The 26,007-nt window shown below is 38.3% G+C and carries 31 protein-coding genes, 1 other RNA gene and 1 pseudogene; 17 read left to right on the forward strand and 16 right to left on the reverse strand.

All coding sequences use genetic code 11. The annotated features are described in order from the left end of the window. Positions 1–80 precede the first annotated feature (80 nt). On the forward strand, positions 81–698 hold the full coding sequence (locus ACO1DI_RS01565; RefSeq protein WP_182421015.1) for a LysE family translocator: 618 nt from the start codon (positions 81–83) through the stop codon (positions 696–698). 108 nt (positions 699–806) lie between these two features. Continuing rightward, positions 807–941 carry a hypothetical protein gene (locus tag ACO1DI_RS01570; RefSeq protein WP_014459145.1) on the forward strand — a complete coding sequence of 45 codons (135 nt, stop codon included), beginning with the start codon at positions 807–809 and terminating at the stop codon, positions 939–941. Between the two features lie 34 nt (positions 942–975). On the opposite strand, the gene ACO1DI_RS01575 is transcribed toward ACO1DI_RS01570, so the two are convergent. Beyond that, entirely contained in the window at positions 976–1,290 is a 315-nt protein-coding gene (locus tag ACO1DI_RS01575; RefSeq protein WP_243556435.1) for an MGMT family protein, read from the reverse strand. Between the two features lie 345 nt (positions 1,291–1,635). On the opposite strand from ACO1DI_RS01575, the gene ACO1DI_RS01580 reads away from it, so the two are divergent. Next, positions 1,636–2,193 carry a MerR family transcriptional regulator gene (locus tag ACO1DI_RS01580; RefSeq protein WP_243556433.1) on the forward strand — a complete coding sequence of 186 codons (558 nt, stop codon included), beginning with the start codon at positions 1,636–1,638 and terminating at the stop codon, positions 2,191–2,193. 32 nt (positions 2,194–2,225) lie between these two features. On the opposite strand, the gene ACO1DI_RS01585 is transcribed toward ACO1DI_RS01580, so the two are convergent. Beyond that, positions 2,226–3,110 (reverse strand): LysR family transcriptional regulator, encoded by an 885-nt coding sequence (locus ACO1DI_RS01585; protein WP_115654436.1) that lies wholly within the window; start codon positions 3,108–3,110, stop codon positions 2,226–2,228. Positions 3,111–3,362: 252 nt separating this feature from the next. Between ACO1DI_RS01585 and ACO1DI_RS01590 the strand changes: the two genes are divergently transcribed. Then, on the forward strand, positions 3,363–4,595 hold the full coding sequence (locus ACO1DI_RS01590) for an MFS transporter (protein ID WP_226701410.1): 1,233 nt from the start codon (positions 3,363–3,365) through the stop codon (positions 4,593–4,595). Between the two features lie 200 nt (positions 4,596–4,795). Here ACO1DI_RS01590 and ACO1DI_RS01595 read toward each other — a convergent pair whose 3' ends face one another. Beyond that, positions 4,796–5,371, reverse strand: coding sequence for a LysE family transporter (locus tag ACO1DI_RS01595; RefSeq protein WP_014459139.1), 576 nt, complete (start codon positions 5,369–5,371; stop codon positions 4,796–4,798). Positions 5,372–5,510: 139 nt separating this feature from the next. Here ACO1DI_RS01595 and ACO1DI_RS01600 point away from each other — a divergent pair, with 139 nt between their 5' ends. Next, on the forward strand, positions 5,511–6,383 hold the full coding sequence (locus ACO1DI_RS01600; RefSeq protein WP_423144994.1) for a LysR family transcriptional regulator: 873 nt from the start codon (positions 5,511–5,513) through the stop codon (positions 6,381–6,383). Between the two features lie 329 nt (positions 6,384–6,712). Here the strand turns inward: ACO1DI_RS01600 and ACO1DI_RS01605 are convergent, their stop codons facing one another. Then, positions 6,713–7,102, reverse strand: a complete 390-nt coding sequence (locus tag ACO1DI_RS01605) for a VOC family protein (RefSeq protein WP_050690910.1) — start codon at positions 7,100–7,102, stop codon at positions 6,713–6,715. Positions 7,103–7,323: 221 nt separating this feature from the next. After that, an RNA gene (rnpB, locus tag ACO1DI_RS01610) (RNase P RNA component class B) lies at positions 7,324–7,712 on the reverse strand. Positions 7,713–7,960: 248 nt separating this feature from the next. Between rnpB and ACO1DI_RS01615 the strand changes: the two genes are divergently transcribed. Then, a complete protein-coding gene (locus tag ACO1DI_RS01615; protein ID WP_243556427.1) occupies positions 7,961–8,779 on the forward strand; it encodes a histidinol-phosphatase in 819 nt (272 codons plus the stop codon). A gap of 91 nt (positions 8,780–8,870) precedes the next feature. On the opposite strand, the pseudogene ACO1DI_RS01620 reads toward ACO1DI_RS01615, so the two are convergent. Beyond that, positions 8,871–9,083: pseudogene (locus ACO1DI_RS01620) on the reverse strand (family 1 glycosylhydrolase); the annotation flags it as partial. Positions 9,084–9,143: 60 nt separating this feature from the next. Here ACO1DI_RS01620 and ACO1DI_RS01625 point away from each other — a divergent pair. From ACO1DI_RS01625 to ACO1DI_RS01635, 3 genes are all read left to right on the forward strand, one after another. Continuing rightward, positions 9,144–9,326 carry a GGDEF domain-containing protein gene (locus tag ACO1DI_RS01625; RefSeq protein WP_243405901.1) on the forward strand — a complete coding sequence of 61 codons (183 nt, stop codon included), beginning with the start codon at positions 9,144–9,146 and terminating at the stop codon, positions 9,324–9,326. A 144-nt stretch (positions 9,327–9,470) separates the two neighbouring features. Then, on the forward strand, positions 9,471–10,232 hold the full coding sequence (locus ACO1DI_RS01630) for an MBL fold metallo-hydrolase (protein ID WP_423144995.1): 762 nt from the start codon (positions 9,471–9,473) through the stop codon (positions 10,230–10,232). A 137-nt stretch (positions 10,233–10,369) separates the two neighbouring features. Then, positions 10,370–10,498 (forward strand): hypothetical protein, encoded by a 129-nt coding sequence (locus tag ACO1DI_RS01635; RefSeq protein WP_423144996.1) that lies wholly within the window; start codon positions 10,370–10,372, stop codon positions 10,496–10,498. 45 nt (positions 10,499–10,543) lie between these two features. Here the strand turns inward: ACO1DI_RS01635 and ACO1DI_RS01640 are convergent, their stop codons facing one another. Both ACO1DI_RS01640 and gdh read right to left on the reverse strand, forming a co-directional pair. Further along, entirely contained in the window at positions 10,544–11,593 is a 1,050-nt protein-coding gene (locus ACO1DI_RS01640; protein ID WP_423144997.1) for a DUF4003 family protein, read from the reverse strand. A gap of 83 nt (positions 11,594–11,676) precedes the next feature. Next, positions 11,677–12,462 carry a glucose 1-dehydrogenase gene (gene gdh, locus ACO1DI_RS01645; protein WP_013058068.1) on the reverse strand — a complete coding sequence of 262 codons (786 nt, stop codon included), beginning with the start codon at positions 12,460–12,462 and terminating at the stop codon, positions 11,677–11,679. A 450-nt stretch (positions 12,463–12,912) separates the two neighbouring features. Here gdh and ACO1DI_RS01650 point away from each other — a divergent pair, with 450 nt between their 5' ends. Beyond that, positions 12,913–13,539: a nitroreductase family protein gene (locus tag ACO1DI_RS01650; protein WP_014459131.1), complete on the forward strand. Its 627-nt coding sequence runs from the start codon at positions 12,913–12,915 to the stop codon at positions 13,537–13,539. Between the two features lie 60 nt (positions 13,540–13,599). Further along, on the forward strand, positions 13,600–14,904 hold the full coding sequence (locus ACO1DI_RS01655) for an aldehyde dehydrogenase (protein WP_226555192.1): 1,305 nt from the start codon (positions 13,600–13,602) through the stop codon (positions 14,902–14,904). Between the two features lie 36 nt (positions 14,905–14,940). Here the strand turns inward: ACO1DI_RS01655 and ACO1DI_RS01660 are convergent, their stop codons facing one another. The 7 genes from ACO1DI_RS01660 to ACO1DI_RS01690 form a co-directional block, all read right to left on the reverse strand. Continuing rightward, positions 14,941–16,311, reverse strand: coding sequence for a DUF2254 domain-containing protein (locus tag ACO1DI_RS01660; RefSeq protein ID WP_014459129.1), 1,371 nt, complete (start codon positions 16,309–16,311; stop codon positions 14,941–14,943). A gap of 137 nt (positions 16,312–16,448) precedes the next feature. Further along, positions 16,449–16,580 (reverse strand): hypothetical protein, encoded by a 132-nt coding sequence (locus ACO1DI_RS01665; RefSeq protein ID WP_423144998.1) that lies wholly within the window; start codon positions 16,578–16,580, stop codon positions 16,449–16,451. 157 nt (positions 16,581–16,737) lie between these two features. Beyond that, positions 16,738–17,511: a TPM domain-containing protein gene (locus tag ACO1DI_RS01670; protein ID WP_226555190.1), complete on the reverse strand. Its 774-nt coding sequence runs from the start codon at positions 17,509–17,511 to the stop codon at positions 16,738–16,740. After that, positions 17,511–18,080 carry a LemA family protein gene (locus ACO1DI_RS01675; protein ID WP_226555188.1) on the reverse strand — a complete coding sequence of 190 codons (570 nt, stop codon included), beginning with the start codon at positions 18,078–18,080 and terminating at the stop codon, positions 17,511–17,513. The genes ACO1DI_RS01670 and ACO1DI_RS01675 overlap by 1 nt, the downstream gene beginning before the upstream one ends. Positions 18,081–18,338: 258 nt before the next feature. Next, positions 18,339–18,959 carry a polysaccharide deacetylase family protein gene (locus ACO1DI_RS01680; protein WP_226555186.1) on the reverse strand — a complete coding sequence of 207 codons (621 nt, stop codon included), beginning with the start codon at positions 18,957–18,959 and terminating at the stop codon, positions 18,339–18,341. A gap of 88 nt (positions 18,960–19,047) precedes the next feature. Continuing rightward, on the reverse strand, positions 19,048–20,259 hold the full coding sequence (locus ACO1DI_RS01685) for a glycosyltransferase family 2 protein (RefSeq protein ID WP_423144999.1): 1,212 nt from the start codon (positions 20,257–20,259) through the stop codon (positions 19,048–19,050). 352 nt (positions 20,260–20,611) lie between these two features. After that, a complete protein-coding gene (locus ACO1DI_RS01690) occupies positions 20,612–20,854 on the reverse strand; it encodes a spore germination protein (protein ID WP_014459123.1) in 243 nt (80 codons plus the stop codon). 220 nt (positions 20,855–21,074) lie between these two features. Between ACO1DI_RS01690 and ACO1DI_RS01695 the strand changes: the two genes are divergently transcribed. The 3 genes from ACO1DI_RS01695 to ACO1DI_RS01705 all read left to right on the forward strand — a co-directional run bounded on the left by ACO1DI_RS01695 (position 21,075) and on the right by ACO1DI_RS01705 (position 23,177). Then, positions 21,075–21,392, forward strand: a complete 318-nt coding sequence (locus ACO1DI_RS01695) for a winged helix-turn-helix transcriptional regulator (protein WP_013058076.1) — start codon at positions 21,075–21,077, stop codon at positions 21,390–21,392. Positions 21,393–21,422: 30 nt separating this feature from the next. Continuing rightward, entirely contained in the window at positions 21,423–22,058 is a 636-nt protein-coding gene (locus ACO1DI_RS01700; RefSeq protein WP_014459122.1) for an FMN-dependent NADH-azoreductase, read from the forward strand. A 483-nt stretch (positions 22,059–22,541) separates the two neighbouring features. Continuing rightward, complete coding sequence (locus ACO1DI_RS01705) at positions 22,542–23,177, forward strand: FMN-dependent NADH-azoreductase (protein WP_014459121.1); 636 nt, start codon at positions 22,542–22,544, stop codon at positions 23,175–23,177. A 59-nt stretch (positions 23,178–23,236) separates the two neighbouring features. Here the strand turns inward: ACO1DI_RS01705 and ACO1DI_RS01710 are convergent, their stop codons facing one another. Further along, a complete protein-coding gene (locus tag ACO1DI_RS01710) occupies positions 23,237–23,776 on the reverse strand; it encodes a GNAT family N-acetyltransferase (RefSeq protein WP_014459120.1) in 540 nt (179 codons plus the stop codon). A gap of 189 nt (positions 23,777–23,965) precedes the next feature. On the opposite strand from ACO1DI_RS01710, the gene ACO1DI_RS01715 reads away from it, so the two are divergent. From ACO1DI_RS01715 to ACO1DI_RS01725, 3 genes are all read left to right on the forward strand, one after another. Continuing rightward, positions 23,966–24,187 carry a hypothetical protein gene (locus tag ACO1DI_RS01715; protein WP_232217020.1) on the forward strand — a complete coding sequence of 74 codons (222 nt, stop codon included), beginning with the start codon at positions 23,966–23,968 and terminating at the stop codon, positions 24,185–24,187. Positions 24,188–24,191: 4 nt separating this feature from the next. Beyond that, positions 24,192–24,704 (forward strand): hypothetical protein, encoded by a 513-nt coding sequence (locus ACO1DI_RS01720; RefSeq protein WP_423145000.1) that lies wholly within the window; start codon positions 24,192–24,194, stop codon positions 24,702–24,704. A gap of 178 nt (positions 24,705–24,882) precedes the next feature. After that, complete coding sequence (locus ACO1DI_RS01725) at positions 24,883–25,776, forward strand: tyrosinase family protein (protein WP_226701419.1); 894 nt, start codon at positions 24,883–24,885, stop codon at positions 25,774–25,776. Positions 25,777–26,007 lie beyond the last annotated feature (231 nt).

Raw genomic sequence — 26,007 nt, forward strand, 5'->3', positions numbered from 1 at the left:
TAAATTAAGCTGGATATGTTAAATTATATTTAATAAATAAAATGTAGTTGTATTTTATCATAGTAAGGAGGAAGAAAAAAATGAATGACGTCTTGACCTTTTTGGTTCTCACATTATTTGTTATTATGAGCCCTGGTATCGATACGGCTCTTATCACCAAACGAACGATGGCAGACGGGCAAACGGGCGGCTATAAAATGGCATTAGGCTTAGCGAGCGGCTCTTTAGTTCACACACTCGCCGCCACGTTTGGCTTATCGGCTCTTCTCCTTCAGTCAGCTTTGGCATTTGAAGTGGTAAAATACGCAGGAGCTCTTTACTTAATGTACTTAGGGATCTCTTCTTTATTTTCTAAAAAAAGCGATACAACTTCTCCTGTAAAAGAGGAAAAGTCAAAAGAAACGTCTGCTTTTCGTCAAGGTCTTGTCTCAAACGTTCTGAATCCAAAAGTGGCGGTGTTTTTCTTAACTTTTTTACCTCAATTTGTTCAAAGTGATCAAAATGTAACGTTTCAATTACTTCTTATGGGTATAACGTATACGATTCTTGCTGTCACGTGGTTTTTCGTATTCGTCTTTTTTATTAACTACTTACGAAAATGGCTCACAAAACCTAGCGTTCAGCGTTTTATGGATAAAGCGACGGGCGTCGTGTTAATCGGGTTTGGATTAAAGCTCGCTTTTGAAAAACATAAATAACAAAAATATGTTAGTTGAAGAAAGTTCCGAACGAGTTTGATTTTTGATGGAGAATCAAATTCGTTCGGATTTTTTTATTAGTAGGGTAAATGTAGGTGCTTCTAGCCGTTGATTGAAGGGCAAAACGAAGACTCCTGCAGGAAAAGCGGAATAGGTGAGACCCCGCAGGAGCGTAAGCGACGAGGAGGCTCAGCGGCCGCCTGCGGAAAGCGAAGTCTTGCACGGAAATCAACAGACGTGTAACAAGCGATTCATACTCGATCATTTATCTCAATTGTTATTTATGCACTTCAGGTTCATAGAGATAGACTTTAAGATCAAGCTTTCCATCCGAAGAAACGAGTATTCCTTCCGCTTCAAGTGAAAGTTTTTGGACAACATGCATTTCTTCGTCTTTAAACCCAATTTCTCCTTTGGAATTGATGACTCGGTGCCAGGGGAGATTATGTTTCTTACTCATCGAGTGCAGTACTCGTACAACTTGTCTTGCACCTCGCGGACTACCCGCCAGGCGGGCAATTTGTCCGTATGTCATGACTTTCCCATGAGGAATTTGTTTAATAAGTGCTACTGTTCGCTCTGTAAAACTCATGCTGCCCCTCCTTTTATTCTTTAGTACAACATTACCATAATTAATAAACAGTGAAGTAATCACTCGATTTTTCTTCAGCAACATTATAAGATAATACATAAGAAGTACGCTCATCATTGTGCAACATTCCTCAGGTAAATGCTTGTATTTCCTATTCTTCAACTAGCAAATCTTTGCGCGAGTGGCAGCTTATCCCTCATTTATGACACTGTGATTATAAAAACGTTACAGAAATCAACACAGCAAAGTACGTAGAAGCGTTACATGATAAGATAAACAGTAGATACTAGTACAATTTCAAATTGATGCTGACGAATAAGTAATCATTTAAAAAGTGGTGAGAAAATGACAAAATGGCTTAGTGTAAAAGAGTTATCTGAAGAAACGAATATTCCTACTTCAACGATTAGAAGATATATAGATAAATTCCAATATTTCTTTATTCAAAAAGAGGATCATCGACCAAAACAATATGAAGCTGCGGCTGCGACCGTTTTACTGAAAATCAAGCAGCTTTATGATGAGGGCTGTCAAGCAGAAGAAATCAATGAAGCGCTGCAACAAGAATTCTCTTTGACTACAAGCGAGGATCAAGCTGCCGTGTCTCTAGAAGAAACCGAAGACAAAGAGGACACAGAAAACACAGCAGAAGCAGCTGACCAGCCCGAGGTCGACGACCAGCAGCCGACACCTCCCGAACAGCCGGTACAGCCTTCACCCCAACAAGAGCCTGATACAAAACAAATTCTTCAGGAAAAAGATAAGCAGCTTATTCAATCTTTGCGTAAAAGTCTGCGTGAACAGCAGGCCATTTCAGAATTGGTAGAAGCTTCAAAAGAAAGCAGCGTAGTAGGTAAAAAGAGATCGATTTTAAAACGGTTATTCAAACGAAAAAAGGACTAAGCTTGTATACGAGCCTAGGTTAAAAAACACCTTTATTTCTGGTCATGGAATTTATTTAAAACAAAGTTTCTAAACTGTTTAACAGCCGGCGATAGATATCTTCCTTCAATCCATGCTAGTCCAATTACTCGGTGGCAGTTGGCTTTAGCTAATGGGATTTTCACTATTTTGCTTTGATCTATTCCGTGTAAATCTGGAAGGATAGAAACTCCTAAGCCGGCTCCTACAAGTCCCGCTACGGTATCAGCTTCCTCTCCTTCAAACATGATGTGGGGCTTTCCCCCTGTCTCTTCAAATAACTGCTCAAACGTAAGACGAAGAGAAAAGCCTTCTTTTAAGTGAATAAAGGATTCTTCAGCAATTTCTTCTATCGCGATACTTTTACGATGAGCATACCGATGATTTTTTGGCACAATGACAAACAGCTCTTCACTCCAAAGATGCTGCCACTTAATGAACGATTTCTCTTCCATCGGCGCAATCAAACAAAGATCCAGTTCACCGATCTCCAGCTGCTCAAGAAGAACGTGAGAAGGACTTTGCCTCAGCTGAAAATTTACCTTAGGATACAAACTGCGAAACGAAGCGATTAAATCTGGAATCAAATCTGTGCTGAGCGTATGTAAAAATCCAAGTGACACCTGCCCTTTTTCAGGATCTAGCAGCGCTTGAATTTCCTCTTGTCCTTTATCAAATTCTTTCATTATGTTATCTACACGCTTTAAAAAAACTTTACCATATTGATTTAATATAATGGAACGTCCTTGCCGGTCAAATAGCGGCGCTCCTACTTCTTCTTCAAAACGAGCGATCGAACGACTGAGCGCAGGCTGCGTAATTAACAGCTCTTCTGCGGCGCGCGTCATATGCTGCGTACGTGCAAGCGTTTGAAAATATTTAAACTGCTGCCACTCCACTTTGTACCATCTCCTTATTAACCGTTCTATTCATTACATAGATGTATGAAAAATATGATTATAATGAATTATACATTATAAATAGCTGGTGTTACGATAAAAAATGGAAACATACTCGAGGATGTTTTTAGTTTCTTTTAACGACTGCTGTATACAGCTCCTATAAAATTTTATGATCATTATTTTCTAGCAGAAAGAAGGATTTGTTATGAAACGTATCGTACATCTGAGAAAGCGTAAGCTGGCTGCTCTATGAGTTATATAAAAAAAGGAACGCCCGTTTTTCGCAAAACGAGCTTTGCATTTTTTGCAGCAGGATTCAATACATTTGCGATTTTATACTGCGCACAGCCTTTAATGCTGGCGTTCACAAAAGAATTTCATATTTCTCCAACAACTTCTAGCCTATCACTTTCCGTTACAACCATAGCTTTGGCTATTAGTATGCTTATTTTCGGTTCGTTATCGGAAGTATGGGGAAGAAAGCCTGTCATGGTCTATTCCATGCTTGCTGCTTCTTTATTATGCCTATTGACTGCATGTAGTCCTACTTTTCACGTTCTATTGTTTTTTCGAACAGCCGTGGGAATTACGCTAGCCGGTCTTCCTTCAGTGGCAATGGCTTATTTAGGGGAAGAAATTGAAGCTAAAAGCCTTGGTTCAGCAATGGGCCTCTACATAAGCGGTAATGCAATTGGCGCCGTTGGAGGGAGAGTGATTTCAGGCACGCTTAGTGATTATTTCGGCTGGCACGGTGCAATAGCAGGAATTGGTATTATAAGTATAGCAGCAACCGTTATCTTCTGGATTAGCCTGCCTCCTTCCCAGCACTTTCAATCTCGTAAATTAGAGGTTGGAAAGCTAGGGAAATCGTTACTTGATCATCTTAAAGATCCAGGATTAGTTTGTTTATACGGCTTAGGCTTTTTGCTGTTAGGCAGCAACGTCGCCTTATTTAACTATATTGGGTATGTACTGACCGCTCCACCTTATTCCTTAAGCCAAACAATTGTCAGCTGGGTCTTCTTAATTCTTATTATCGGAATGTTTAGTTCGATGTGGACCGGCAGGCTGGTAGACCGCTACGGAAAACAAAAAATACTTATGATCAACCTTTCGATTACGCTAGCTGGTGTGATTTTAACGTTAGATCCTGCTTTACTTGCTAAAATAGCCGGTTTGGGCTTGTTTACGTTTGGATTTTTCGGCAGCCATTCGATTGCTAGCAGCTGGGTAGGTCAGCGCGCTTTAACAAATAAGGCTCAGGCTTCTTCACTTTATTTGTTTCTATATTACACGGGTTCAAGCGTAGGCGGAACGCTCGGAGGAGTCTTTTGGTCAATGTTTGGCTGGAGGGGCCTTATTTGTATGATTATTGTTTTTTTACTGATTGCTTTTATCCTTTCCGGTTTTCTTTTAAAAAGCTCAGTAAAGGCAAGACGCGTTACAAATGTTAAGGAAAGTTATCAAATGAAGGAAAGCTAATTGGGATATCCTATTATCTAGATCAAGAAGTAGAAAAATACACATCAAAAAAGCCCCTCTAAAAAAGGTCTTTTTTGATGCAGTCATTATGTAACTATTTATATTACTTATTTATCCTAAATCCTACTTACCTCTTGCAGTTGATTCTTTTGCTCACATTTCACCATTTAATACAAGATGAATTTATAAACAAGCAAGTTTTAGAAAATTACAATTGCCGAATAAATAAGCAACACGCACATTATTACATTTATTTTTTTATCATATTTTGCAAATAGTTTTTTAAATACAGAACCAAATGCAGTCCACAGTAGCAATGCGGTGCACCCTATAAATATCGTTAGACACACCAAAAAGAGTACAGCTGGTTTTGAATTAGTATAAGGGAGCACAAAAGTTGTCATGGCCGTTAAAAAATACAAAATACTTTTTACATTGAGAATTTGAAAAAACAGCCCCGAAAAAAAAGAAGAATGTGTACAGGAATCATCCTCTTTTTTCTTCTTAGAAAAAGCCATTTGCCATGCTAGGTAAACTAAATAGGCCGCACCAACGATCTTAAAGTAAGGTTCTACCATTGGTATCCACTGATACAGACTTGTTGCTAATAATGCGGTTACTACACCTAGAATAATAAACCCCAACATAATTCCACCGCTGAAGCGTAGGGATCTTCTGAATCCAAACCTTCTCCCTTCGTTCATTACCAAGATATTACTTGGACCTGGAGTAAAAGATGTAATAATTAAATAGGAAAGGAATGCTGTAAAATTCATATAGTTAATTTCTCCTCTTACTAAAAAATTGTTGAATGAGTTACGTGCTTCATTGTAATATAAGCCTATCTATCGGTAAAATTGAAATAACAAATAACTACTATCGTTTTTTTAAATAGATAAGAGGAGTTTATGACCAATGGAGATACAACAATTTACTACGTTTCGAACGATTATCGATGTGGGGAGTTATACAAATGCGGCTCTAAAATTAGGCTATACTCAGTCAACTATCACTTCTCATATTAAAGCATTAGAACGCGAAGTTGGCGGAGAGTTATTCACTTATACTAAACGAGAGTTAAAATTGACTGCTCTAGGAAAAGAATTAATACCTTTAACCGACGAACTGTTATATACGTATAAACGTATATCCCATCTAAAAACTCATAATAAGGTCAGCGGCGAGCTGAAAATTGCTGCACCTGAGTCGCTAACTATTTCAAGATTAGGACCTATTCTAAAAAAATATTCAACTAAGTATCCCGATGTTAAGGTTATATTAAGCAATGGAACTTGCGGGCAAAATCAAACAGATCTTATGAGCGGAGATGTTGATGTTGCGTTTATGGTTTGGCCAAAATTAGAAGCAGATAATTTCATTCATCATGAGTTGCATAAAGAAGAAATTGTTTTAATTACAAGCCCGGATAAAAATCAGCACTTTGATGATTATAAAACCGATGGAACTACTGACTTCTTTATAACAAACGAAGAGGGATGCAGTTATCGTTCGATGTTTGAAAAGTATCTGGCTGCTCATAAACTGCCTAAATTTCAAACAATGGAGCTATGGAGTTTAGAAGCAATCAAACAGTCGGTAATGAGCGGATTAGGGTTTTCTGTACTTCCTTATATCACCGTAAAAAATGAGGTTGAAAAAGGATTATTAAACATTCTTGAACACAATGAACAATTTGAGCCCTTTTACTCGCATCTACTCGTCAAGTCAAAAAAGTGGCAATCCCCTGCTGTTGAAAAATTTATTGAGTTAACTCTAGAATCCGTATAAAAACGGCCTCGATAAAAATTAATAAACTTTTTTGCATACAAAACTGCCCCTCCAGTTGTCAGTCATTCTAATTAGAGGGGCCAGTTTTTTTATCACAGCACATACTCGAAACCAAGTTAAAAGTAGTAAATTTCTAGATGAATACAAGCCGTTTTTATATAATGATACGTGGAACGAACTGATGCCAATCTATGACCTAAGTTTACTGTCTACTTGCTATCAATAGTGTTCGTGTTAGCTATAGATGTATTATGGCAAGGCTATTTTTATTAAAAACCTGACTGCAAAACACATTCTTTCTTGTATGTACCCCTTTAAAGTAAACTTTTTTAGAGTTTAACTCGTTCTACTAACTGCAGCAACTCATCATTAGGTCCGTGAAATAAAATCATACGTCCGCCTTCGAGCGTTGGCTGAGGCTCAGATGATAAAAATTCAATTCCTTTGCTCTTATAATGTTGAATCGCCTTATTTATATCCTCTACCGTAAAGGCAAGGTGGTTAACAATCCCACTTTTGTTATACTCGCCAATTGGATCAATATCTCGAATGAGCTCAATTTCAATACCCGGCTGTTCTTCAAGATACAAAAAAGCCATCTCTCTTTTTTCGGTAGATCCTTGAAGGCGAACTTTAAAACCAAACATATCCCCGTAGTAGTGAATCGTCTCATCCATATTTCCAACAATAATTGCTGTATGCTCCATTTTCTTAATCATGCATATTCTCCCTTTCCCCATGTTTAGTAAGTACAAGTAAACTATACCGCAATTTAGGCAATATGTATTTCCATATACCTTGAATCCTGATACTATGGTTAAAAAAATTCAAGCACTCTATCAATGAGTCGGCTATGAGTTGAAAAATAACAAACAAAAAAACAAACCTCATTGGTTTGTTTTGGTTACGTATTTTATAGTCAGTCTCTGTTTCAACAACGTTCGATAAGCCATGTTTTGTACCTTTGTACTGCAAACGATTTTACTCTCGTACTCAGGCGGTAATCATCTATCTACGGTTACACAAGTAACCGTCCGTCTCTCCGTTTAATTCCTTCAAGACAGTTCCCCTACCATTGTTTGGGTTTCTCGCTCGTGGGGTTTACCGCGTTCCACCTTTGCTGTTTCCAGCAAAGCTTCGTCACTGTGGCACTTTCAGGGATACTCGACCATATCCGAAGACTTAGGTGGTTTTTCCCGCCGTCAGCTAAGCTATAAGCCGAGCTGCCCTAGCTTATTTTTTCACTAGGCACGAACACTACGGGCATCTCAGCACCGTGCGAGCATGGACTTTCCTCTACATCAAATGATGCAGCAATTACCTGAACGTTATTTCAGATCGTGTATGAGTAGTATATGCGTTTTAGCTTGCCGAATCAAATGTAACTTTTGGTATGGATTCCAATTCAATTTTTACAGCAAATTAAATAAAATAACTTGTTTCTGTACACTCTTTTTAGTAGGTGAATTACAAGCAAATCCAAGAAATATTCTCTTCATCCATTTCTACGGGGGATACTTTGTTTCTTTGTAGAATATCTTATACACCACATAAAAAGATGACAGAGGTGATGAAAAATGAACGCTGATTTAAAATTTGATTTTCATACCCATCACGACCGATGCGGACATGCTCGCGGAACGATTCGAGATTATATAGAGGCGTCTATTGATAAAGGGCTTGATATCATTGGGATTTCGGACCATTCTCCTTATTTTGCGAGCGAAGAAGACCAGCCGTATCCTCACATTGCTATGGGAAAAAGCGCATTTTCCGGATATGTAGCTGAGATTTTGAAACTAAAAGAAGAATATAAAGAGAAAATTGAAGTGCTATTAGGCGTGGAGTCTGATTTCTTTCCCGAGCATGCAAAAATATACCAAAGCCACTATAAAAAATATCCTTTTGATTACATAATTGGCTCTGTTCATCAAGTTGATGAAATCAGTATCTTTCATAAAACGCGCTGGGAAGGACTTTCTCAAAAAGAAAAGCAGCACACGAAAGAAACGTATTATCAGCTGATTGAAGAGTCCGCCCGGAGCAGAATGTTTCAGATTCTTGGCCATATTGATGCCATGAAAGGATTCTATCCCTCTTTTTCTTCTATCGAGACGGCTGTCATTGATCAGACGCTAAAAGTGATTTCATCACATGACATTGCTATAGAAGTGAATACATCAGGCAAAACCAAAGACTGCGGAGGCTGGTATCCTGCAGATGATATTTTAGAAAGAGCCCTGCACTACGGGGTACACATTACATTTGGTTCTGATGCTCATGACCCAGAGCGTATTGGCGACGACTTTGAACTAGTAAAAAAGCGTCTTAAAGAAATCGGTTTTACAGATTGGGTCTTTTTTAGACAGAAAAAAATGCAGCTGGCATCTTTGTAAAACGATGAACTTACGTAGGCTGTGAGCCAATGAAAATATGCCTGAAGACACGCAGATGAAGGAACATCTCGTGTTTTCAGGCATGTGTTTTTTACTGAGAAACTTTGACTTTTGTAGATGAAGATAAATCTTCTCCATTTGTCTGAATCACTTGTTTATACCAGTAAAAAGAATCTTTTTTAGATCGTTCAAGCGTACCATTTCCTTCATCGTCTTGATCTACGTAAATAAAGCCGTATCGTTTTGACATTTCGTTTGTTGACACACTGATTAAATCAATCGGTCCCCACGCGGTATATCCTATCTCGAGGTTGAAACGCTTGCTAACCAACTTCGCCGTCACATCGAGACTCAGCCCGTACTGATTAATGAAGAAACCATTTCTGTTACGCTAAGTCTTGGAGTAGCACAAGCGGAAAAACAAGAAAATGAAACGTTAGATGAGCTGTTGAATAAAGCAGATATCGCCCTGTACACTGTCAAACAAAACAGACGCAACCAAGTACGTGTGTATGAAGAGAAAAAAGAAATACTAAAAAGAACCTGAACAGCAATGTTTCGGTTCTTTTTGCTTTTGACTAATATTCTTTCATTTATCAAGTAAAAGTGCGAAAAGACTTGATTTTGTTTATGTATTTGCAACTAGAGTATCCTATAAACTATATGTAGATCAAAAAAAGGAGAGATAGAGATGAAGATTACACACATTCGTAATGCCACTTTACTAGTTGAATACGGGGGAAAAACGTTTTTAATTGATCCCATGTTAGCGGAGAAAGGAACGTACCCTCCTTTCCCAAATTCGATCCGACAAGATCAAAACAACCCTTTAGTGAGCCTACCGTTATCCGTTGAAGAGATTATTGAGGGTATTGATGCCGTAATTCTCACTCACCTTCATTTAGACCATTTTGACGATGCCGCTAAACAGGCGTTGCCAAACGATATCAAAATGTTCGTTCAAAATGAAGAAGATGGCGAAGTAGTAAAAGAAGCTGGATTTAAAAATGTAGAAGTACTAACAAAGAATACAGTCTTTGAAGGCATCCAATTAAGCAAAACAAAAGGCGAACACGGAAGAGGAGAAATTTTAAAACGTACCGGTTTAGTATGCGGCGTTGTGTTTAAACAAGAGAGCGAAAAAACGCTTTATGTAGCTGGCGACACGGTATGGTATTCCGCTGTTGAAGAAGAAATCAATACACATCAACCGGATATCATTGTCGTAAACGGCGGCGATAATCAATTTTTAGAAGGCGGTTCTCTTGTGATGGGGAAAGAAGATATTTACGAAGTACACAAAGCCGCTCCTCATGCTACGATTCTTTCTGTTCATATGGAAGCTATCAATCACTGGACCCTATCAAGAGAAGAATTAAAAAGCTTTATCAAAGAAAAAGACATGGCATCCCGCGTATTTGTTCCAGATGATGGCGAAGTTTATACTTTTTAAGAGAGAAGCTGAGACAAAAATATTTTAGTTAAAGAAAGATCCGAACGAGTTTGATTCTTGGTTGAGAATCAAATACGCTCGGATCTTTTTATTTGTATGGTGAACGTAGGTTTCATGTATGTCGGTACTTCTAGCTGTTGATTGGAGCGCAAGCGACGAGGAGGCTCAGCGGCCGCCCGCGGAAAGCGAAGCCTTGCATGGAAATTAATCGCGGTGTTATAAGCAATCTACGAGCTATTTACCTCACTGATTTATCTTTAGATTAGATTGATGTAGTTATGTCTCACTCTCTCTTTTAGCTCTTTAATTTATCAAGTAGTAGTCGTAGTAGCAACTGCTGAAGTGCTCGCGATAATCGCTATCATAGCTGCTTGCTGAGCTTGAATAATCGTTTCAATCGTTGTATAGATGCCTGTTTCGACCAGTCTGGAATCCTTCAGTTTTTCACTGATAACCAAGTTAACCGCCATCATAACATTGACGTCTTTCTGCCATTTAAAAAGTTTGTCTGCGTTTAGCTGTTTCACTACTTCATCGATAATTTCAATTTCAGTTTCCGGTTTTTCAAACAGTGCTAATAAGCCAATGACGGGGTAATGCATCGCTTTTACTTTCATACCTGTGGATTCACAGGCTTCTTTTACTGATACGCATCTTTCAATAAGGGTATCTCCATGTAAGTTTTTATCGATTGAAAGAATATGACTTAAAAATTGAAGGTCATTTCCTTTTTTAAATCCATGCTGCGCCAATGTCGTATAGAAGTGTTCAATTTCATGCATGAGATCATCAGTAGACTCGCTCGTTTCAGCTAATAGCACAGCAAGAGGTACATCACCGCTGGATGTGAGGAAGAGATGCTTTTTTTTCATGCCTTGATAAATTTCTACGGATCTTTGGACCATTTCTTTATGACTTCGACTTGACTCATTCGACAGCATAGCCGAAGCCGCAATATACGTAAACGCGCCTCTCGTAAATCCGCCTTCTACCAATTGGTCATATACATCAAGAAACTCATGAAACGTTTCTTTTGGGTTCTCATAGCGAGTATCTAGCATGGCTGCGATCGTAAATCGCTGCGATGATTTTAACGTAGAGAACATCCCTACTTGATTTTTAATATGATCACTTAACTCGAGATAGTCCTGAAGCCTGAGCGGTTTACCTTTCACTGCATACATAGAAGCAATAGCCATAAACTGCTTGTGATCTCCTACTTTCCATTTCAGTTCATGTTTTAAGCTGATATAAAAATCTCTATACTGATTTACTTTTTGTTGAATCGTTTCCGGGAGCATATCAACACGTCCTTTATTCGTCGTTAGCTTATATACGTAGCACTTCAATAAAAGTTTCAATATTTGGCAAATGTCCTATGCATTTATTACATACAAAAAAGACCCCGGAATATTCCGAGGTCTTTTTCGTTCAGTTCTATCTATTAACCTCTTCCCGCTTGGAAAGAAGGATATTTTGTCATACCGCCATCAGCAAATAATGTAATGCCAGTTACGTAGCTTGCTTGTGATGAAGCTAGGAACGCGGCAACTGACGCGATTTCTTCTGGGTTACCGATGTAGCCCATTGGAATCATGCTTTCTACGTCTGCACGCTGTTCTGGATCAGCGAATTTTTCAGCGTTAATTGGTGTATCAATTGCACCAGGTCCAATGTTATTCACACGGATACCTTTTGGCGCATATTCAAGAGCCAATGTTTCCGTCATTAGCTTCATACCGCCTTTACTTGCTGCATAGTGAACAAATAACGGCCAAGGAATCATTTCGTGAACGCTAGACATGTTAATAACGTTTCCTTTAATGTCATTTTCAACAAAATATTTAATCGCTTCACGGCTTCCTAAGAATGCACCTGTTAAGTTTGTATCGATCACTTGATTCCAGTTTTCTAATGATAATTCATGAGAAGGAACTGGGTTTTCAACGCCTGCATTGTTAATCATAACGTCTAACGTACCAAACTCTTTAACAGCTGTTTCTACAAGATTCACAACGTCTTCTTCTTTTGTTACGTCGCCTCGAACAATAATTGCTTGACCGCCAGCTTGTTCAATTTCTTTTTTTACTTCTAGCGCTTCCTCTTCATTGCTGCGGTAGTTTACGACTACTTTTGACTGCTCTTGACCAAAACGAACGGCCATTGCGCGACCCAATCCTTTTGATCCGCCTGTTACAACTACTACTTTATCTTTTAAATCTGTATACATCTTGAAGTCCTCCTACTTTTCCTGCGTGATATGTCTTGTTATACTGTACTAATTACAGATACAGTTTAAGTTTTAAAAAAGAGAATAAACATTTTTCTATCTCTTTTTTCTCAAACTGTCATTCATTTAAAAAGCAACAAATTCACTTTTGTTTCTTTTCGTTACTTATCGTAACTAAGAGAGATAAAGTAGTCAAACTTTTTGTTTGTTCATTTTTATCATTTCTTTTTTCCTTACTCTCTTTATAGTTGTCTATTCCCTTGAGAATGAGTCTTCACACTTCCAATTAGCACCACTTCAAAAGTTTAAACTTTTTCCCTTGCAATTCTTAAATCAATGTATTATATTGTTGATGTATCAATTATTGATGTGTCAAACAATTGTCCACAATCAAATATATGGAAATGACAATAAATAAGTTTAACGCCTAAAAAGAAAGGAATAATTACTATGACTATAAAAGACTTTAACGAAATTGCTTTAAAACGTCGTTCAATTAAAAAATATGATCCCTCAGTAAAAATTAGCCGTGAGGAAATGGAAGAAATTCTTACAGAAGCTATGCGCGCTCCTTCTTCTGTTAATATGCAGCCTTGGCGCTTTGTTGTGATTGAAACGCCGGAAGGAAAAGAAAAGCTAGCTGAACTTGCAAAATTCAACAGTGAACAAGTTAACACATCTTCAGCTGTTATTGCCGTGTTTGGTGACATGAACAACGTCGAATATGCAGACGAAATTTTCGGCAAAGCCGTTGAGCTTGGCTATATGCCTCAAGATATTAAAGAACAGCAGCTAAATTTCTTTAAGCCGATTTACGAAAACATGCCAAAAGCAGATATGAAAGACATCGTGCTGATCGATTCAGGTCTTGTATCTATGCAGCTTATGCTTGTTGCTCGTGCTCACGGGTATGATACAAATCCAATCGGCGGATACGAAAAACACTTAATCGCAGAAGCATTCGGTTTAGATAAAGAGCGTTATCTTCCAATTATGCTTATCTCAATCGGAAAAGCAGCAAGCGAAGGTCATGCTTCTTACCGTTTACCGGTCAATACGGTTACGACTTGGAAATAAGCAGCTAGTTCTATTCAATAAGTAAAGAGCTAAAAATGTGAAGTAAAAGGAGACTTTCTGATGAATAACTATCAAGAACTTACAAAAAAACAGCTTTCATTCTTCAACAGCGGTAAAACAAAAGACGTTGCGTTCCGTATCGAAACGCTAAAAAAATTAAGAGAACTTGTGGTGCGTCATGAAGAGGACATTTTAAAAGCAGTAAAAGCTGACCTTAACAAACCAGAAATGGAAGCAAAACGTGCAGAAGTTGGCCTTGTGCTAAGCGAAATCGACTTTGCAGTTGAGAATCTTGCAGAATGGGCAGCGCCAAAAGAAGTAGAAACACCATCTACTCACGCCGGAGCAAAAAGCTATATTTATCAAGATCCATACGGTTTAGCGCTAGTAATTGCGCCTTGGAACTATCCGTTCCAGCTTGCTGTATCACCGGTAGTAGGCGCGATTGCTGCAGGTAACTGCGTGGTGTTAAAGCCTTCTGAATTAACACCACATACATCAAGCCTTCTTGCTAAGATGTTTAATGAGAACTTCCCTGAAGAATACTTGACGGTAGTCGAAGGTGAAGTGGAAACAAGCACGGCTTTATTAAAAGAAAACTTTGATTACATTTTCTTTACAGGAAGTACAATGGTCGGCAAGATTGTGGCAGAAGCTGCTGCTAAACATTTAACGCCTGTTACGCTAGAACTAGGCGGAAAAAGTCCTACAATTGTACACGAAGATGCTAATATTGAAGAAGCCGCAAAACGCATTGCGCGCGGTAAATTTGCAAATGCTGGCCAAACTTGCGTAGCGCCAGACTACATTCTTGTTCAGCGAAATGTAAAAGACGAGCTGCTAGCTAACCTAAAAGAAGTCGTAACAAACACGTACGGCGAAGATGTTTCACAAAACCTAGACTTCCCTCACGTAGTGAGCGAAAAGCATTTTGATCGCCTTAGCAGCTTCTTAACAAACGGAGATATCGTTTTTGGAGGCAAAACGGATCGTTCTCGTCTGTTTATTGAACCAACTGTTCTTGACAACATCTCATGGGAAGACAATGTGATGCAAGATGAAATCTTTGGACCAATTCTTCCAGTCATCGTATACGATGAAATCTCAGAAGTAATCCAAGCAATCGTCAAACGTCCAAAGCCATTGGCACTTTATCTTTTCTCTGAAGATGAAGCAGTTCAAGATCACATCTTAAACAGCGTGTCATTCGGCGGCGGCTCTATTAACGATACAATTAACCATATGACATCTCACTACCTTCCATTTGGCGGCGTTGGTGACAGCGGAATGGGTGCGTATCACGGAAAAGCAAGCTTTGATACATTTTCACATGCAAAAAGCATCTTAAAACGTTCAAATAAATAAAGAAAAAGCCGAAGTCAATGCCTGACTTCGGCTTTTTTATTCCTTCATTTGTTTGGCGATTTGGTCATATTGCTCTTCTTTTTTTGTAGAAACCGCTAAATCACAAAGAATATGTAAAAAGTACTTTTTATCTTGAACAAATAAATACTCTTCTTCAAAGCCTTTAGAAATGTATACGGCAAACTCCCAAATATCGTCGTAATAAGCCGGTCCAATGGCCTCAGCGAGATTTCCGAGCGTTTTGAGCAGCTCCATCGTAATGATAATATTCCGTCTTGCATAGTGCCGGATATTAGCAAATCCATCATATAAAAAGTCCTCAAACTTTTTGTCAGGGATCACCATTCGTATGATACCTTTATCGTCGACTAAGTAAGAAGAAAATTGACTAGCGTCACAAATTTCCCGAAGAATATCGCTAATTTGATGAATGGAGTTAACCGCTGTTTTGAAGTCATCATTTCCTAAAGATTTAATCGCCATCTCTACAAACTTCGTAATAATATACGTCGTATCTTGAATATCAGTCTGAGATTTCCCTACATGGATATATTGGTGAAAGACGGTGCAATCCATTTCATCGTGCTCCGTCGAATCTCTATGCCAATAATAAAACAATACGGTTCCGCTGAGCACATAATCCCCTACTTCACGCTCCATTTTTATCACTAAATTATGCTCTTTGGCACAGTGAATCAATTGACTGTAGTTCAGCGTTTGAATATAGCCAGATGTTTGAATACATACCCGCTGTTTCTCTCCTTCTGGAAAGGAAAATTGTTCGCTATGACTAGACTGCGTTCGATGAATCTCCAGTTCCTCGCGAATCGTTGTCTTAATCGCTTTTATGGACGCTGTTTTCATTGATTGAGTCATATGATTTACTTGCAGCCACTTCACAGAGTGATTAATAAAGTAGACAAACGTGCCCGCACTAAAAACCGATAGCGCCGTCGTCACAAATGGAATTGCAAAATATCCGTCTACTTGTGAACTGTTTAAAAAAAGAAAGACAAAAAGTGTATACAAAAAACTCCCTATAAAAATGCCCAGAATTCGCTGAGTAGATTTAGAAGAAGCAAAGTTTTTTAACACGCGAGGAGAAAACTGAGCTGCAAATGATGTAAACACAACGAGCATTAAGTTGAAGGTAAACGTCGTAATCGATAGAATCCCGGGCATAATCGTACTCACTAACGTATTCGTTAAGTCCATGTTGATTGAAAAAAATGAAGGGACTTTCTCTCCTACTTTGCAATAATAGTCAAGAAACAGGGTGAGTGCAGCTAAAAGAACAGAAAAAAAAGCATAAATTAAGGGACTAAACCAGATTTGACTAGTTAACTCATCTTTAAAAGCACGAGGAGAAAGCTGTTTCCTTGCAGCTATCCATCTAAATGTATTCATATAAAACCTTCCTTTTTATTTGTAAATCTCTAACTTTTTTCTTAGTTCCCTTAATTTTTCTAATTATGCTTATATAATGGAAAAAATCTATTTTTTAAGGTATAACTGTACAAAGCAAAAAAGAGGTTGAGACATACCTAATTAATTCGATTTAAATACGTACAACTAGGATACATGAGTTGAACCGCTTTTGACACCGCAGTTGATTTCCGTGAAAGACTTCGCTTTCCGCGGTCGGCCGGTGAGCCTCCTCGTCGCTTGCGCTCCAATCAACTGCTAGAAGGAACTGAATGAAGATATGAAAGCTATGTTCACCATACAAATAAAAAATCCGAGCGCGTTGGCTTCTCAATCAAGAATCCATCTCGTTCGGATTTCCTTTCAACTAACCTAATTTTATCTCAGCCTCTTTTTACTCTTATCTTTTTACCAGCCTCGGCTCGCTCCGCCGCCTCCGGAGCTGCCGCCTCCCCCTCCGCGAGGACCGCTTCCACTGCCGCCACCTCCGCCCCCTCTTCCTCCAAACATCACAAGAAAGTTTAGCAGAAATTGCGTAATCGCTCCTTTAAAAAAGACGAAGTCGACGATAAGTAAGCCCACAATAACAGCTGCAATCAGCAGCGTTTGAAGGGTTGTTAAATGAACACCGCTATCAGAAGGAGGATCTGCTTTTGGCACTTTCTGTTCAAAATCTGTTCCTAAATCATACTCTTTTACGACTTGGTTATAGACAGCTTTGTATGTACTTTCTATCGCCGTATCGTATTTGCCGTTTTTTAAGTTAGGAATAGCATAAGAATCTAAAATTTCTCCTGATTTGATATCGGTGATAGCTCCTTCTAATCCATATCCTACTTCGATTCGAATTTTCCATTCTTTTTTAGCGAGCAAAATAAGAACGCCATTATTCAGCTTTTTATCACCGAGTTTGTACTTTCGAAACGCTTCATTCGCGTACTCTTCTACATCCGCATCACCTAATGAATTCACGGTAAGAATTGCTACTTGAGCTTTCGTTTCATCATCCAATTTTCTGCCCATTTGGTTTATTTCAGCTTTTTCCTGATCGTTTAATAGATGAGCAAAATCTTGAACGTAAATATCGCCTACCGGATTTGGAATATCAGGTGCAGCAAAAGCAACGCTTGCGGTATTACATAAAAGAGATAATAATAAAGCAAACGAAGCAAGAAATTTCATCACTTATCGCTCCCAAAATCAACTTTCGGCGCTTCTTTTTCTTCATTTGTTACTTCAAAATATGACTTTTTTTCAAAGCCGAACGTACCCGCTAACATGCTTTTAGGAAATCTCTTAACGGATTTATTGTATTTTGCAACTTCATCGTTATAGTCTTTACGGGCTACAGCGAGTCGGTTTTCTGTCCCTTCTAAGCTGTCCATTAAGCTTCTGAAGTTTTCGTTCGCTTTTAAGTCTGGGTACTTTTCAACCACTACGAGCAGGCGATTTAATGCGCCGCTTAACTGTTGATTAGCATCAGCTTTATCTTCAGGAGTTTTAGCTCCCGTTAGCTGCGCTCTTGCCTGAGTGACTGAATCAATTGCTTCCTGTTCATGCTTAGCATAGCCTTTGACCGTTTCCACTAAGTTCGGAATTAAGTCAGATCTTCTTTTCAGTTGATTATCTATTTGGGAAAATTTATTATCTACATCTTCCTCTGCGCTAACGAGGCTGTTATAAGAGCTCACTCCGTAAATCACAACAAGCACTAACACAATGATCGTAGCGATCAAACCTTTGTTTTTCAATGTACTACCTCTTTTCTTCATCAAAATTATGTATCTACTTACTAGTACTAATCATACCCTCAAAAGATTCATTTTTTACCAATTTTATTTATGTTAAACGTATAAGTAAGATCTCTCCTAACAATCAATTCCTCTATAAGGTGAAACACTTTTCTCTACCTAGTCTTTCTATCAATTAGCACATGTAACCCTTCTCGATTTTATCTTGTTTCACAACAGAAAAAAGGGATACCTCTTGGGTATTCCTTTTTTTTTTGCTTAAGACCATCCTTCAATCTTGAATGCCACTCGGTGAAATTCAGGAACCGTTACAAATTGATAGTCGTTCTTTATTAAATACTTAATAAGTTTCGGCAATGAAGTAACAATTTGGTCTCGCGCTCCGCTGCCGTATCGATCCCCATCGTGCATGACAATAAGATTCTTTTCTTGTAAATTTTTAATCGTATGTTTGTATATGGTCAATGGATCTTCTTCACGCCAATCCTGGCTATCTAAATTCCATAGAACAGACGTCATTCCCAATTCTTTAATAGCAGCAAGAGCTGGATCATTTATCGAACTGTAAGGTGGACGAAACAGCTTGGGAGAATAACCGATGATTTTCTCTATTTGAGCATTTGTAGAAGTGATTTCTTTCCACAATTCATGCTTAGAAAGAGTTGTAATATCAGGATGACTCCACGTATGATTTCCAATTACGTGCTTTTCTCTATGAATACGTTGGATCAGCTTTGGAAATCTTTCTACTTCCGAACCAACGACAAAAAAGGTCGCACGTACATTATATCTTTTTAAAATTTTCAAAATGGCAACTGTGTAAGCTGAGGGTCCATCATCAAACGTTAACGCAACGTACTTTGGTGAATTTTGATTCATGTTTTCTCCCCTTATATAAAATAGATATAGAAATAAACCCCTCAATTTTTAAGAGATGATGTTATATCTTTTTCTGCATGTAATAGCGCTATAGGTAATAGATTTGTTCAAAAGAACTCGCCAAGTAGTCAAATCCACGAGGGCGCAGTGTTTCGAACTGCTGAATAATTTTTATTCTTTCATCTGATCCTCCTGGGAGATCGTAAAGTTTCGTCACGGGCTGTCCACTATTTAAATATTCAATGATTCTAAACAGCATGACGCGAAAAGCATGTTTAAATTCCTTATATTCATCAGGAAAACGCTGCTCCAGCGCTTTATATTCAACTAATGTTTTATGCATATGCATAAACGGAAGCTCTTTCCATTCGAGAGATAGAATAAGAACGTCTATATTCGGATGTTTTTTCACAAAACGATAGTGATTGCCCCACTGTTCTTTCACTTTTCGCTTCGATATCCCATGTTCCTGATGATAAGCAACTGTTGAAGGATCTAAAACAAATTGTGCACCATTTTTATATAAACGATATCCAAGCTCCCAGTCTTCTGCCCCGTAGCCAACAAACGTTTCATCAAAAAGACCAGATTTTTTTAAATTCCCTTTTCGTACTGATACATTTCCACTTAAAAATGCAATATAAGGTAGTGTAAATCCTTCAAGTCGCTCTCCGAAATGTTTTAGCCCGCTGTTAAGGAAATAGCGATTAGGAAATGATAAACGTTGAAAACGGTTTGTATCAATGTCTTCTTTTGTTACAAGAGGATAAGGAACGTTTGAATGCTGCCTCGTCTGTTCATAGTTTTCATACAATCTTCTATACTCAGGATCACTGCCTACTAGTTCTTTTAAGTGGGCCACTTGATCTTCATTATAGTCTGGCATAATAAATGTGTAGACTCCTTCATAATGCATAGCTCCGGTAACGACAAGATTGGATTTATGCATATGATGTTTATAGTGATTTTCAACAAAAGCAGGAGGCGCCAGCATCTCTCCGTCTAAAAAGATTAAAACCTCTCCTTCAGCATGGTTAATTCCTATATTGCGCACAGATGAGCGCCCTTTATTTTTTTTCATGCGAATATATTTAAATTTAAAAGGGACATCAGCTTCTTTTACAATGTTAGGTGTGTTGTCAGAAGAAGCGTCATCCACTAGAATGACTTCATACTGAGCGTGGGGAAACGTTTGTTTGGATAAACCGTAAAGCGAAAGAGAGGTTTGGTGGTATTTATTATAAGTAGGCATAATAATACTCACTTTAATAGGTTGTTTATGATTATTTTTTATACTCATACTATATAATGAATGGTCTGCTTTATTTATTTTATTTTTGGTCTCTTTTAAGGGATTTGGACTCTTTTTTTTCTTTTTAATATAGTATTTTCCATCGGAACGGTTGTAATAGGAATCATACAAGTCTATTTTAATCATCCTTTCTTTGTTTTTCCTCTATATACTATTCAATAAATGACGGGGTGCTTGTACAATATATATTTTTTTTTAGAAAAGGCGTATATAACAGATTCGGGAACTTTGGTAGATCATTCTATTGAATTAGAAACATATTCTCTTATCATAAATAAGTGTTCTACTTCTCAGCATAAAAAAGCTGCTTACAACTTCATGTGTTATAAGCAGCTCCCTTTTATAGCTGATTTCCATATACCCCATCAATATTCGCAACAGCCGTTTGATCAAATATATCTGCATCCATATTTGTATTTTTCATTCGCGCACAAGCAGCTGAAACGTCTCCATAGGTTGAGTTGATTCCAACAGATTTAACATCCGCTGTGTGTCCGTTGTGAAGAACTTCTCCAAAATTCATCGATCCGTTTCTTGCCATACCATTAATTCTCGTGTTACAGATGTTAATAACTCCTGCCATGACCATACCACCTTTTCTTAAAGAGAATTCGTACATCGTATGTTGTGACAAGCCTATGTGTGAAAAGTTTTTATAAAACAAAAAGCAAGGTACAAACATTAGTGAATTTATTCATTTCACCCTGCTTCACCCAAAGTTTCCACATGTTTTTACGCTTTTTCTGTTACAATAAATGCATAAGTTATTTTTCATCCATATTGTTTGAAGGAGGATACGTAATATGGACGAACCAAAAGATATTCAACCTAAAGTAGAAAAAAGTTTCGAACTGATTGGCAAGAAGTGGACAGGATTAATCATTTATGTGCTGATGAGCGGTCCCAAACGCTTTAGTGAATTAAATGAAAGTATACCAGCCTTAAGCAGAAGGCTGTTGACAGAACGGATTAAAGAGCTTGAAGACCACGGAATTGTTGTCCGAAATGTCATTCCGGACCGCCCTATTCGTTCTGAATATTCGCTGACTCAAAAAGGAACAGAGTTAGGTAAAATATTAGGACCGATTAGTCAGTGGGCAGAAAGCTGGGTCCAAGATTAATAAAACTACTCCATAGAAAGGATGAGCATCATGGCAAATGTTCTCTATATTACTGCACACCCTTTAGCTGAAGACGAATCGCTTAGCATGGCTGTAGGGAAAGAATTTATTGACGTGTATAAGCAAACACATCCAGAAGATGATGTGGTTCATTTAGATTTATATCAAGCAGATATTCCATACTTAGATGCAGACGTATTTAACGGATGGAAAAAGCTTCGTTCTCACTCTTCCATCCAAGATCTATCAACGGATGAACGATTAAAAGTAGGACGATTAGCTGAGTTAGGCGGACAGTTCGTACTCGCTGACAAATATATTTTTGTTACGCCAATGTGGAATTTTTCCGTTCCTGCGATTATGAAAACGTATATTGATGCGATTACCGTGTCAGGTAAAACCTTTACATATACAAAAGAAGGCGCTCAAGGCTTACTGAAAGGAAAAAAAGCGCTTCACATCCAATCCCGTGGAGACGTGTATTCAGAAGGCCCTGAAATGGCAAGAGAAATGGGACATCGCTATTTAGAGATTATGATGGACTTCTTTGGCATCGAAGCGTTTGAAAGCATTATTATTGAAGGCCAAGTAAAGTTTCCGGATCAAGTTCCGCAAATCAAAGAAGACGCCATCCAAAAAGCGCATTCTATGGCCAAAACGTTTTAAACTCAAGAAGAATCAAAAAGACCTCGAAGCAGATCGAGGTCTTTTTCTTTACTGTTCCCTCCCTTATATTTCCCTTGAAATAATTATACCTTCCTGCTCGTTTCACGCTGAAAATAGGTTGAAAGAAAAGATGAAACGCTGTTATTTTCTGTTACTATTAATAACGTACGTAACAAAAATATATGATTTCCCTTTCTCATTTTTTAATTATTTATCTTCAAAAAAGATATTTCTTCTAAAAGAATCGCGTTCAAACCACGCTTCAAAACGAAATAAACCCTTGTTTTTAAAGGGGTTATCCGTAAAACCCCAAAGCGTAACATCCTAAAAAAAGTTTGTGAACATGATAAAACCCAATAAAAAACCTTTGACTAAATTTGTTACGTAAGTTACTATTAATAACGTAGTAGATGTTTTCGAACATATTATCTTTAATTCATGAAACAACATTTATATATTGAAGACAGAAAGGTGAAAAGAATTATGGCAAAAGTATTATATATTACAGCAAACCCTAACGATGCTACGCAATCATTCAGTATGGCTGCGGGAGATGCATTTATTAATGAGTATAAAGAAGTAAACCCAACGGATGAGATTGTTCACGTTAACTTATATCAAGAGCACATCCCTCACATCGACGGTGATGTATTCAGCGGATGGGGAAAACTTGGAAGCGGCGCAGAATTTGATGCACTTACTTCTGAAGAACAGCGCAAAGTTGCTCGCTTAAACGAGTTAAGTGACCAATTTGCTCAAGCGGACAAATATGTATTTGTTACACCAATGTGGAACTTCTCATTCCCTCCAGTGATGAAAGCATACTTAGATGCTGTAGCAGTAGCTGGAAAATCATTTAAGTATACAGCAGAAGGTTCTGTAGGTCTATTAACAGATAAAAAAGCGTATCATATTCAAGCAAACGGCGGTATTTACTCTCGCGGCCCTGCTGGTGAACTAGAAATGGGTCACCGCTATATGCGCATTATGATGAACTTCTTCGGGGTTCCTTCTATCGGAAGCCTATTTGTAGAAGGACAGGCTGCAATGCCAGATAAAGCGCAAGAAATTAAAGAAGACGGTATTGCTCGCGCTAAAGAAGCTGCACGTACGTTCTAATAAAAAAGTAAGCACAAAAAAAAGGAACATCTCCCCATGTTCCTTTTTTGTGCTTATAATTATATCTTTGCTTCCCGGCGCAGCAGCGAATAAACATATGTATCAAACGGGATATTGTTTTGGTACAGGTACTCTCTTAACGTCCCTTCTTTTTTAAATCCTACTTTGCTTAACAAGGAGATAGATCCACTATTTTGCGTAAATACAATCGCTCCTATACGATTGTATTGAAGTTCGTTGAAGCCATAAGAAATCGCTTCATGAACGGCTTCCGTTGCGTATCCTTTGTTCCAATACTCCGGAAAAAGAGCATAGCTTATATTTGCTTTTTTATGCTCTGAAGACCACTCTTGAAATCCTATTGTGCCAATCAGCTTTTCGTTTTCTTTTAGCTGAATCCCCCATTTAATCAACTGCTTTTCTTCGTAGCCTTTGGAAAAATTCTTAATGATCTCCTTCACTTGGTGGATCGATTCTAAAGATTTTTGCCCGTAATAGCGCAGTACCTCTTCATCAGAAAAGCATTCTAAAATCTCACCCGCATCATTTTCTACAATTTTTCTTAATATCAGCCGTTTTGTCTCTAATTCCGGAAACATTTTCTTCCCTCTTTTCTGCGCAGCTTATCTATCTACGGTAAACCACCATACTATTCTCCTCTCAACTAGCAATATCCTGCTAAAACCTCACCCGGGAGGACTCATTTCCTATCCAAATAGTCGATTTACAGCAGAGATAGTGGTATTTTATATAGTGGGCATAAGTTGCTTTTTATCAACACAGAGGCGGTGAACGCAGAAATGAACCAAGATAAAGAATTGCTGTCCACGATACACGCTCTTCAAAAAGAGCTGCAGCAAGAAAAAGAAAATCGAGCGTATATGCAAAAAGATATGGACGAACTAAGAAGCGCTTTATTACAATCAGAACAAGTAAAACAAAACTTAATTGATCAGCTAGAAAAGAAAGTCGATTTGATTTTAACGTTGATTCAAAAAGGAGACGCATAAAGGAATGGATTTTTTTAAAAACAGCAAAATACTATACACCATTGTAGCACTTGTGATTGCCCTCATCGCTGTATTTACCAACAATTCGCCTATTTCCCTCATTCAGCAGCATGAAAACTCAAGCAGCACGTTAAGCAGTACATCGGACACTACATCAAGCAACGAATGCTCAGCTGAGACTCAAAGCGATAGGTTATTTACCGGCAAAGAACTTGTCTTACAAGAAGGAAATGATAAATACGGATATTGCCACATTGTCGCGCATATGCAAAAACCAGGCGTTGACAATTACCAAGGTAAAAGTCAGTTCAGCAAGTATTTAAATGAAAAACAAGCGATGTCTATTGCTGAAGAAGTCATCAACGAAGGTGAAGACGGCACCAACAATAAATCTGGCAACTACGTTAAAGAAAAGTATATTAGTTCTTTAAACCAAGAAGTTAGAGTTGTGTATACCGACTACAGAGGCAAAGACTACGACTACAGCGTAACGACCATGTATCCAATTGGTCATTAATAATAATGCAGTGAATAAAAGCAGGCCCATGCCTGCTTTTTTTGATTTTACCTCTATTTATAATTTACACCTTTAAAAAAGTCTCTTTAAATTTACAGTAGCATTTTTACCTCTTGGACATATTCTGAATATAAAAAAGAAACAGCCCCTTGCTTCTTTTTTAGAAAGAGGTTAAAAAATGAGTAACAAGTACAGAGTCAGAAAAAACGTATTACATCTTACAGACACCGAAAAAAGAGATTTTATTCGTGCCGTGCTAATACTAAAGGAAAAAGGAATATATGACCGCTATATAGCCTGGCATGGTGCAGCAGGTAAATTTCATACGCCTCCGGGCAGCGATCGAAATGCAGCACATATGAGCTCTGCTTTTTTACCGTGGCATCGTGAATACCTTTTACGATTCGAACGTGACCTCCAGTCGGTCAATCCAGAAGTAACCCTTCCTTATTGGGAATGGGAAACGGATGCACAGCTGCAGGATCCATCACAATCACCAATTTGGAGCGCAGATTTTATGGGCGGAAACGGAAATCCCAAAAAGGATTTTATCGTCGATACCGGGCCATTTGCAGCTGGGCGCTGGACGACGATCGATGAACAAGGAAATCCTTCCGGAGGGCTAAAACGTAATTTTGGAGCAACGAAAGAGGCACCCACACTCCCTACTCGAGATGATGTTCTCAATGCTTTAAAAATAACTCAATATGACACGCCGCCTTGGGATATGACCAGCCAAAACAGCTTTCGTAATCAGCTTGAAGGATTTATTAACGGGCCGCAGCTTCACAATCGCGTACACCGTTGGGTTGGCGGACAGATGGGCGTTGTCCCTACTGCTCCGAATGATCCTGTCTTCTTTTTACACCACGCAAATGTGGATCGTATTTGGTCTGTATGGCAAATTGTTCATCGCGATCAAAACTATCAGCCGATGAAAAACGGGCCATTTGGTCAAAACTTTAGAGATCCGATGTATCCTTGGAATACAACCCCTGAAGACGTTATGAACCACCGAAAGCTTGGGTACGTATACGATATAGAATTAAGAAAATCAAAACGTTCATCATAACCACTCTAGAAACAGCGGTACGCAATCAAAAACAGGTAAACCCCTTCCCTTCTGACATAACTTATAAGGCCACAAACACCGTAAAACTCACTGCTTCATTTCCATTCACCATAAAATATAGTTAATTAACCATAATTGGGCTGTGAATAAGCTTCATATGAGGACCTTGGAACATATGAATAAGTTATCAAAGCTTTATAAAAGTTTTATAAATGAAGGGAAGATATCAAA

It is taken from the genome of Priestia sp. 40 (assembly GCF_049368575.1).
Taxonomy (GTDB): Bacteria; Bacillota; Bacilli; order Bacillales; family Bacillaceae_H; genus Priestia; species Priestia zanthoxyli.

Bases quoted from the DNA above. Each gene is read 5' to 3' on its own strand.
- ACO1DI_RS01565 (WP_182421015.1), top strand. From the start codon at position 81: ATGAATGACGTCTTGACCTTTTTGGTTCTCACATTATTTGTTATTATG.
- ACO1DI_RS01575 (WP_243556435.1), bottom strand. From the start codon at position 1,290: ATGAGTTTTACAGAGCGAACAGTAGCACTTATTAAACAAATTCCTCAT.
- ACO1DI_RS01580 (WP_243556433.1), top strand. From the start codon at position 1,636: ATGACAAAATGGCTTAGTGTAAAAGAGTTATCTGAAGAAACGAATATT.
- ACO1DI_RS01590 (WP_226701410.1), top strand. From the start codon at position 3,363: ATGAGTTATATAAAAAAAGGAACGCCCGTTTTTCGCAAAACGAGCTTT.
- ACO1DI_RS01595 (WP_014459139.1), bottom strand. From the start codon at position 5,371: ATGAATTTTACAGCATTCCTTTCCTATTTAATTATTACATCTTTTACT.
- ACO1DI_RS01600 (WP_423144994.1), top strand. From the start codon at position 5,511: ATGGAGATACAACAATTTACTACGTTTCGAACGATTATCGATGTGGGG.
- ACO1DI_RS01605 (WP_050690910.1), bottom strand. From the start codon at position 7,102: ATGATTAAGAAAATGGAGCATACAGCAATTATTGTTGGAAATATGGAT.
- ACO1DI_RS01615 (WP_243556427.1), top strand. From the start codon at position 7,961: ATGAACGCTGATTTAAAATTTGATTTTCATACCCATCACGACCGATGC.
- ACO1DI_RS01630 (WP_423144995.1), top strand. From the start codon at position 9,471: ATGAAGATTACACACATTCGTAATGCCACTTTACTAGTTGAATACGGG.
- gdh (WP_013058068.1), bottom strand. From the start codon at position 12,462: ATGTATACAGATTTAAAAGATAAAGTAGTAGTTGTAACAGGCGGATCA.
- ACO1DI_RS01650 (WP_014459131.1), top strand. From the start codon at position 12,913: ATGACTATAAAAGACTTTAACGAAATTGCTTTAAAACGTCGTTCAATT.
- ACO1DI_RS01655 (WP_226555192.1), top strand. From the start codon at position 13,600: ATGAATAACTATCAAGAACTTACAAAAAAACAGCTTTCATTCTTCAAC.
- ACO1DI_RS01660 (WP_014459129.1), bottom strand. From the start codon at position 16,311: ATGAATACATTTAGATGGATAGCTGCAAGGAAACAGCTTTCTCCTCGT.
- ACO1DI_RS01670 (WP_226555190.1), bottom strand. From the start codon at position 17,511: ATGAAATTTCTTGCTTCGTTTGCTTTATTATTATCTCTTTTATGTAAT.
- ACO1DI_RS01680 (WP_226555186.1), bottom strand. From the start codon at position 18,959: ATGAATCAAAATTCACCAAAGTACGTTGCGTTAACGTTTGATGATGGA.
- ACO1DI_RS01685 (WP_423144999.1), bottom strand. From the start codon at position 20,259: ATGAGTATAAAAAATAATCATAAACAACCTATTAAAGTGAGTATTATT.
- ACO1DI_RS01690 (WP_014459123.1), bottom strand. From the start codon at position 20,854: ATGGCAGGAGTTATTAACATCTGTAACACGAGAATTAATGGTATGGCA.
- ACO1DI_RS01695 (WP_013058076.1), top strand. From the start codon at position 21,075: ATGGACGAACCAAAAGATATTCAACCTAAAGTAGAAAAAAGTTTCGAA.
- ACO1DI_RS01700 (WP_014459122.1), top strand. From the start codon at position 21,423: ATGGCAAATGTTCTCTATATTACTGCACACCCTTTAGCTGAAGACGAA.
- ACO1DI_RS01705 (WP_014459121.1), top strand. From the start codon at position 22,542: ATGGCAAAAGTATTATATATTACAGCAAACCCTAACGATGCTACGCAA.
- ACO1DI_RS01710 (WP_014459120.1), bottom strand. From the start codon at position 23,776: ATGTTTCCGGAATTAGAGACAAAACGGCTGATATTAAGAAAAATTGTA.
- ACO1DI_RS01720 (WP_423145000.1), top strand. From the start codon at position 24,192: ATGGATTTTTTTAAAAACAGCAAAATACTATACACCATTGTAGCACTT.
- ACO1DI_RS01725 (WP_226701419.1), top strand. From the start codon at position 24,883: ATGAGTAACAAGTACAGAGTCAGAAAAAACGTATTACATCTTACAGAC.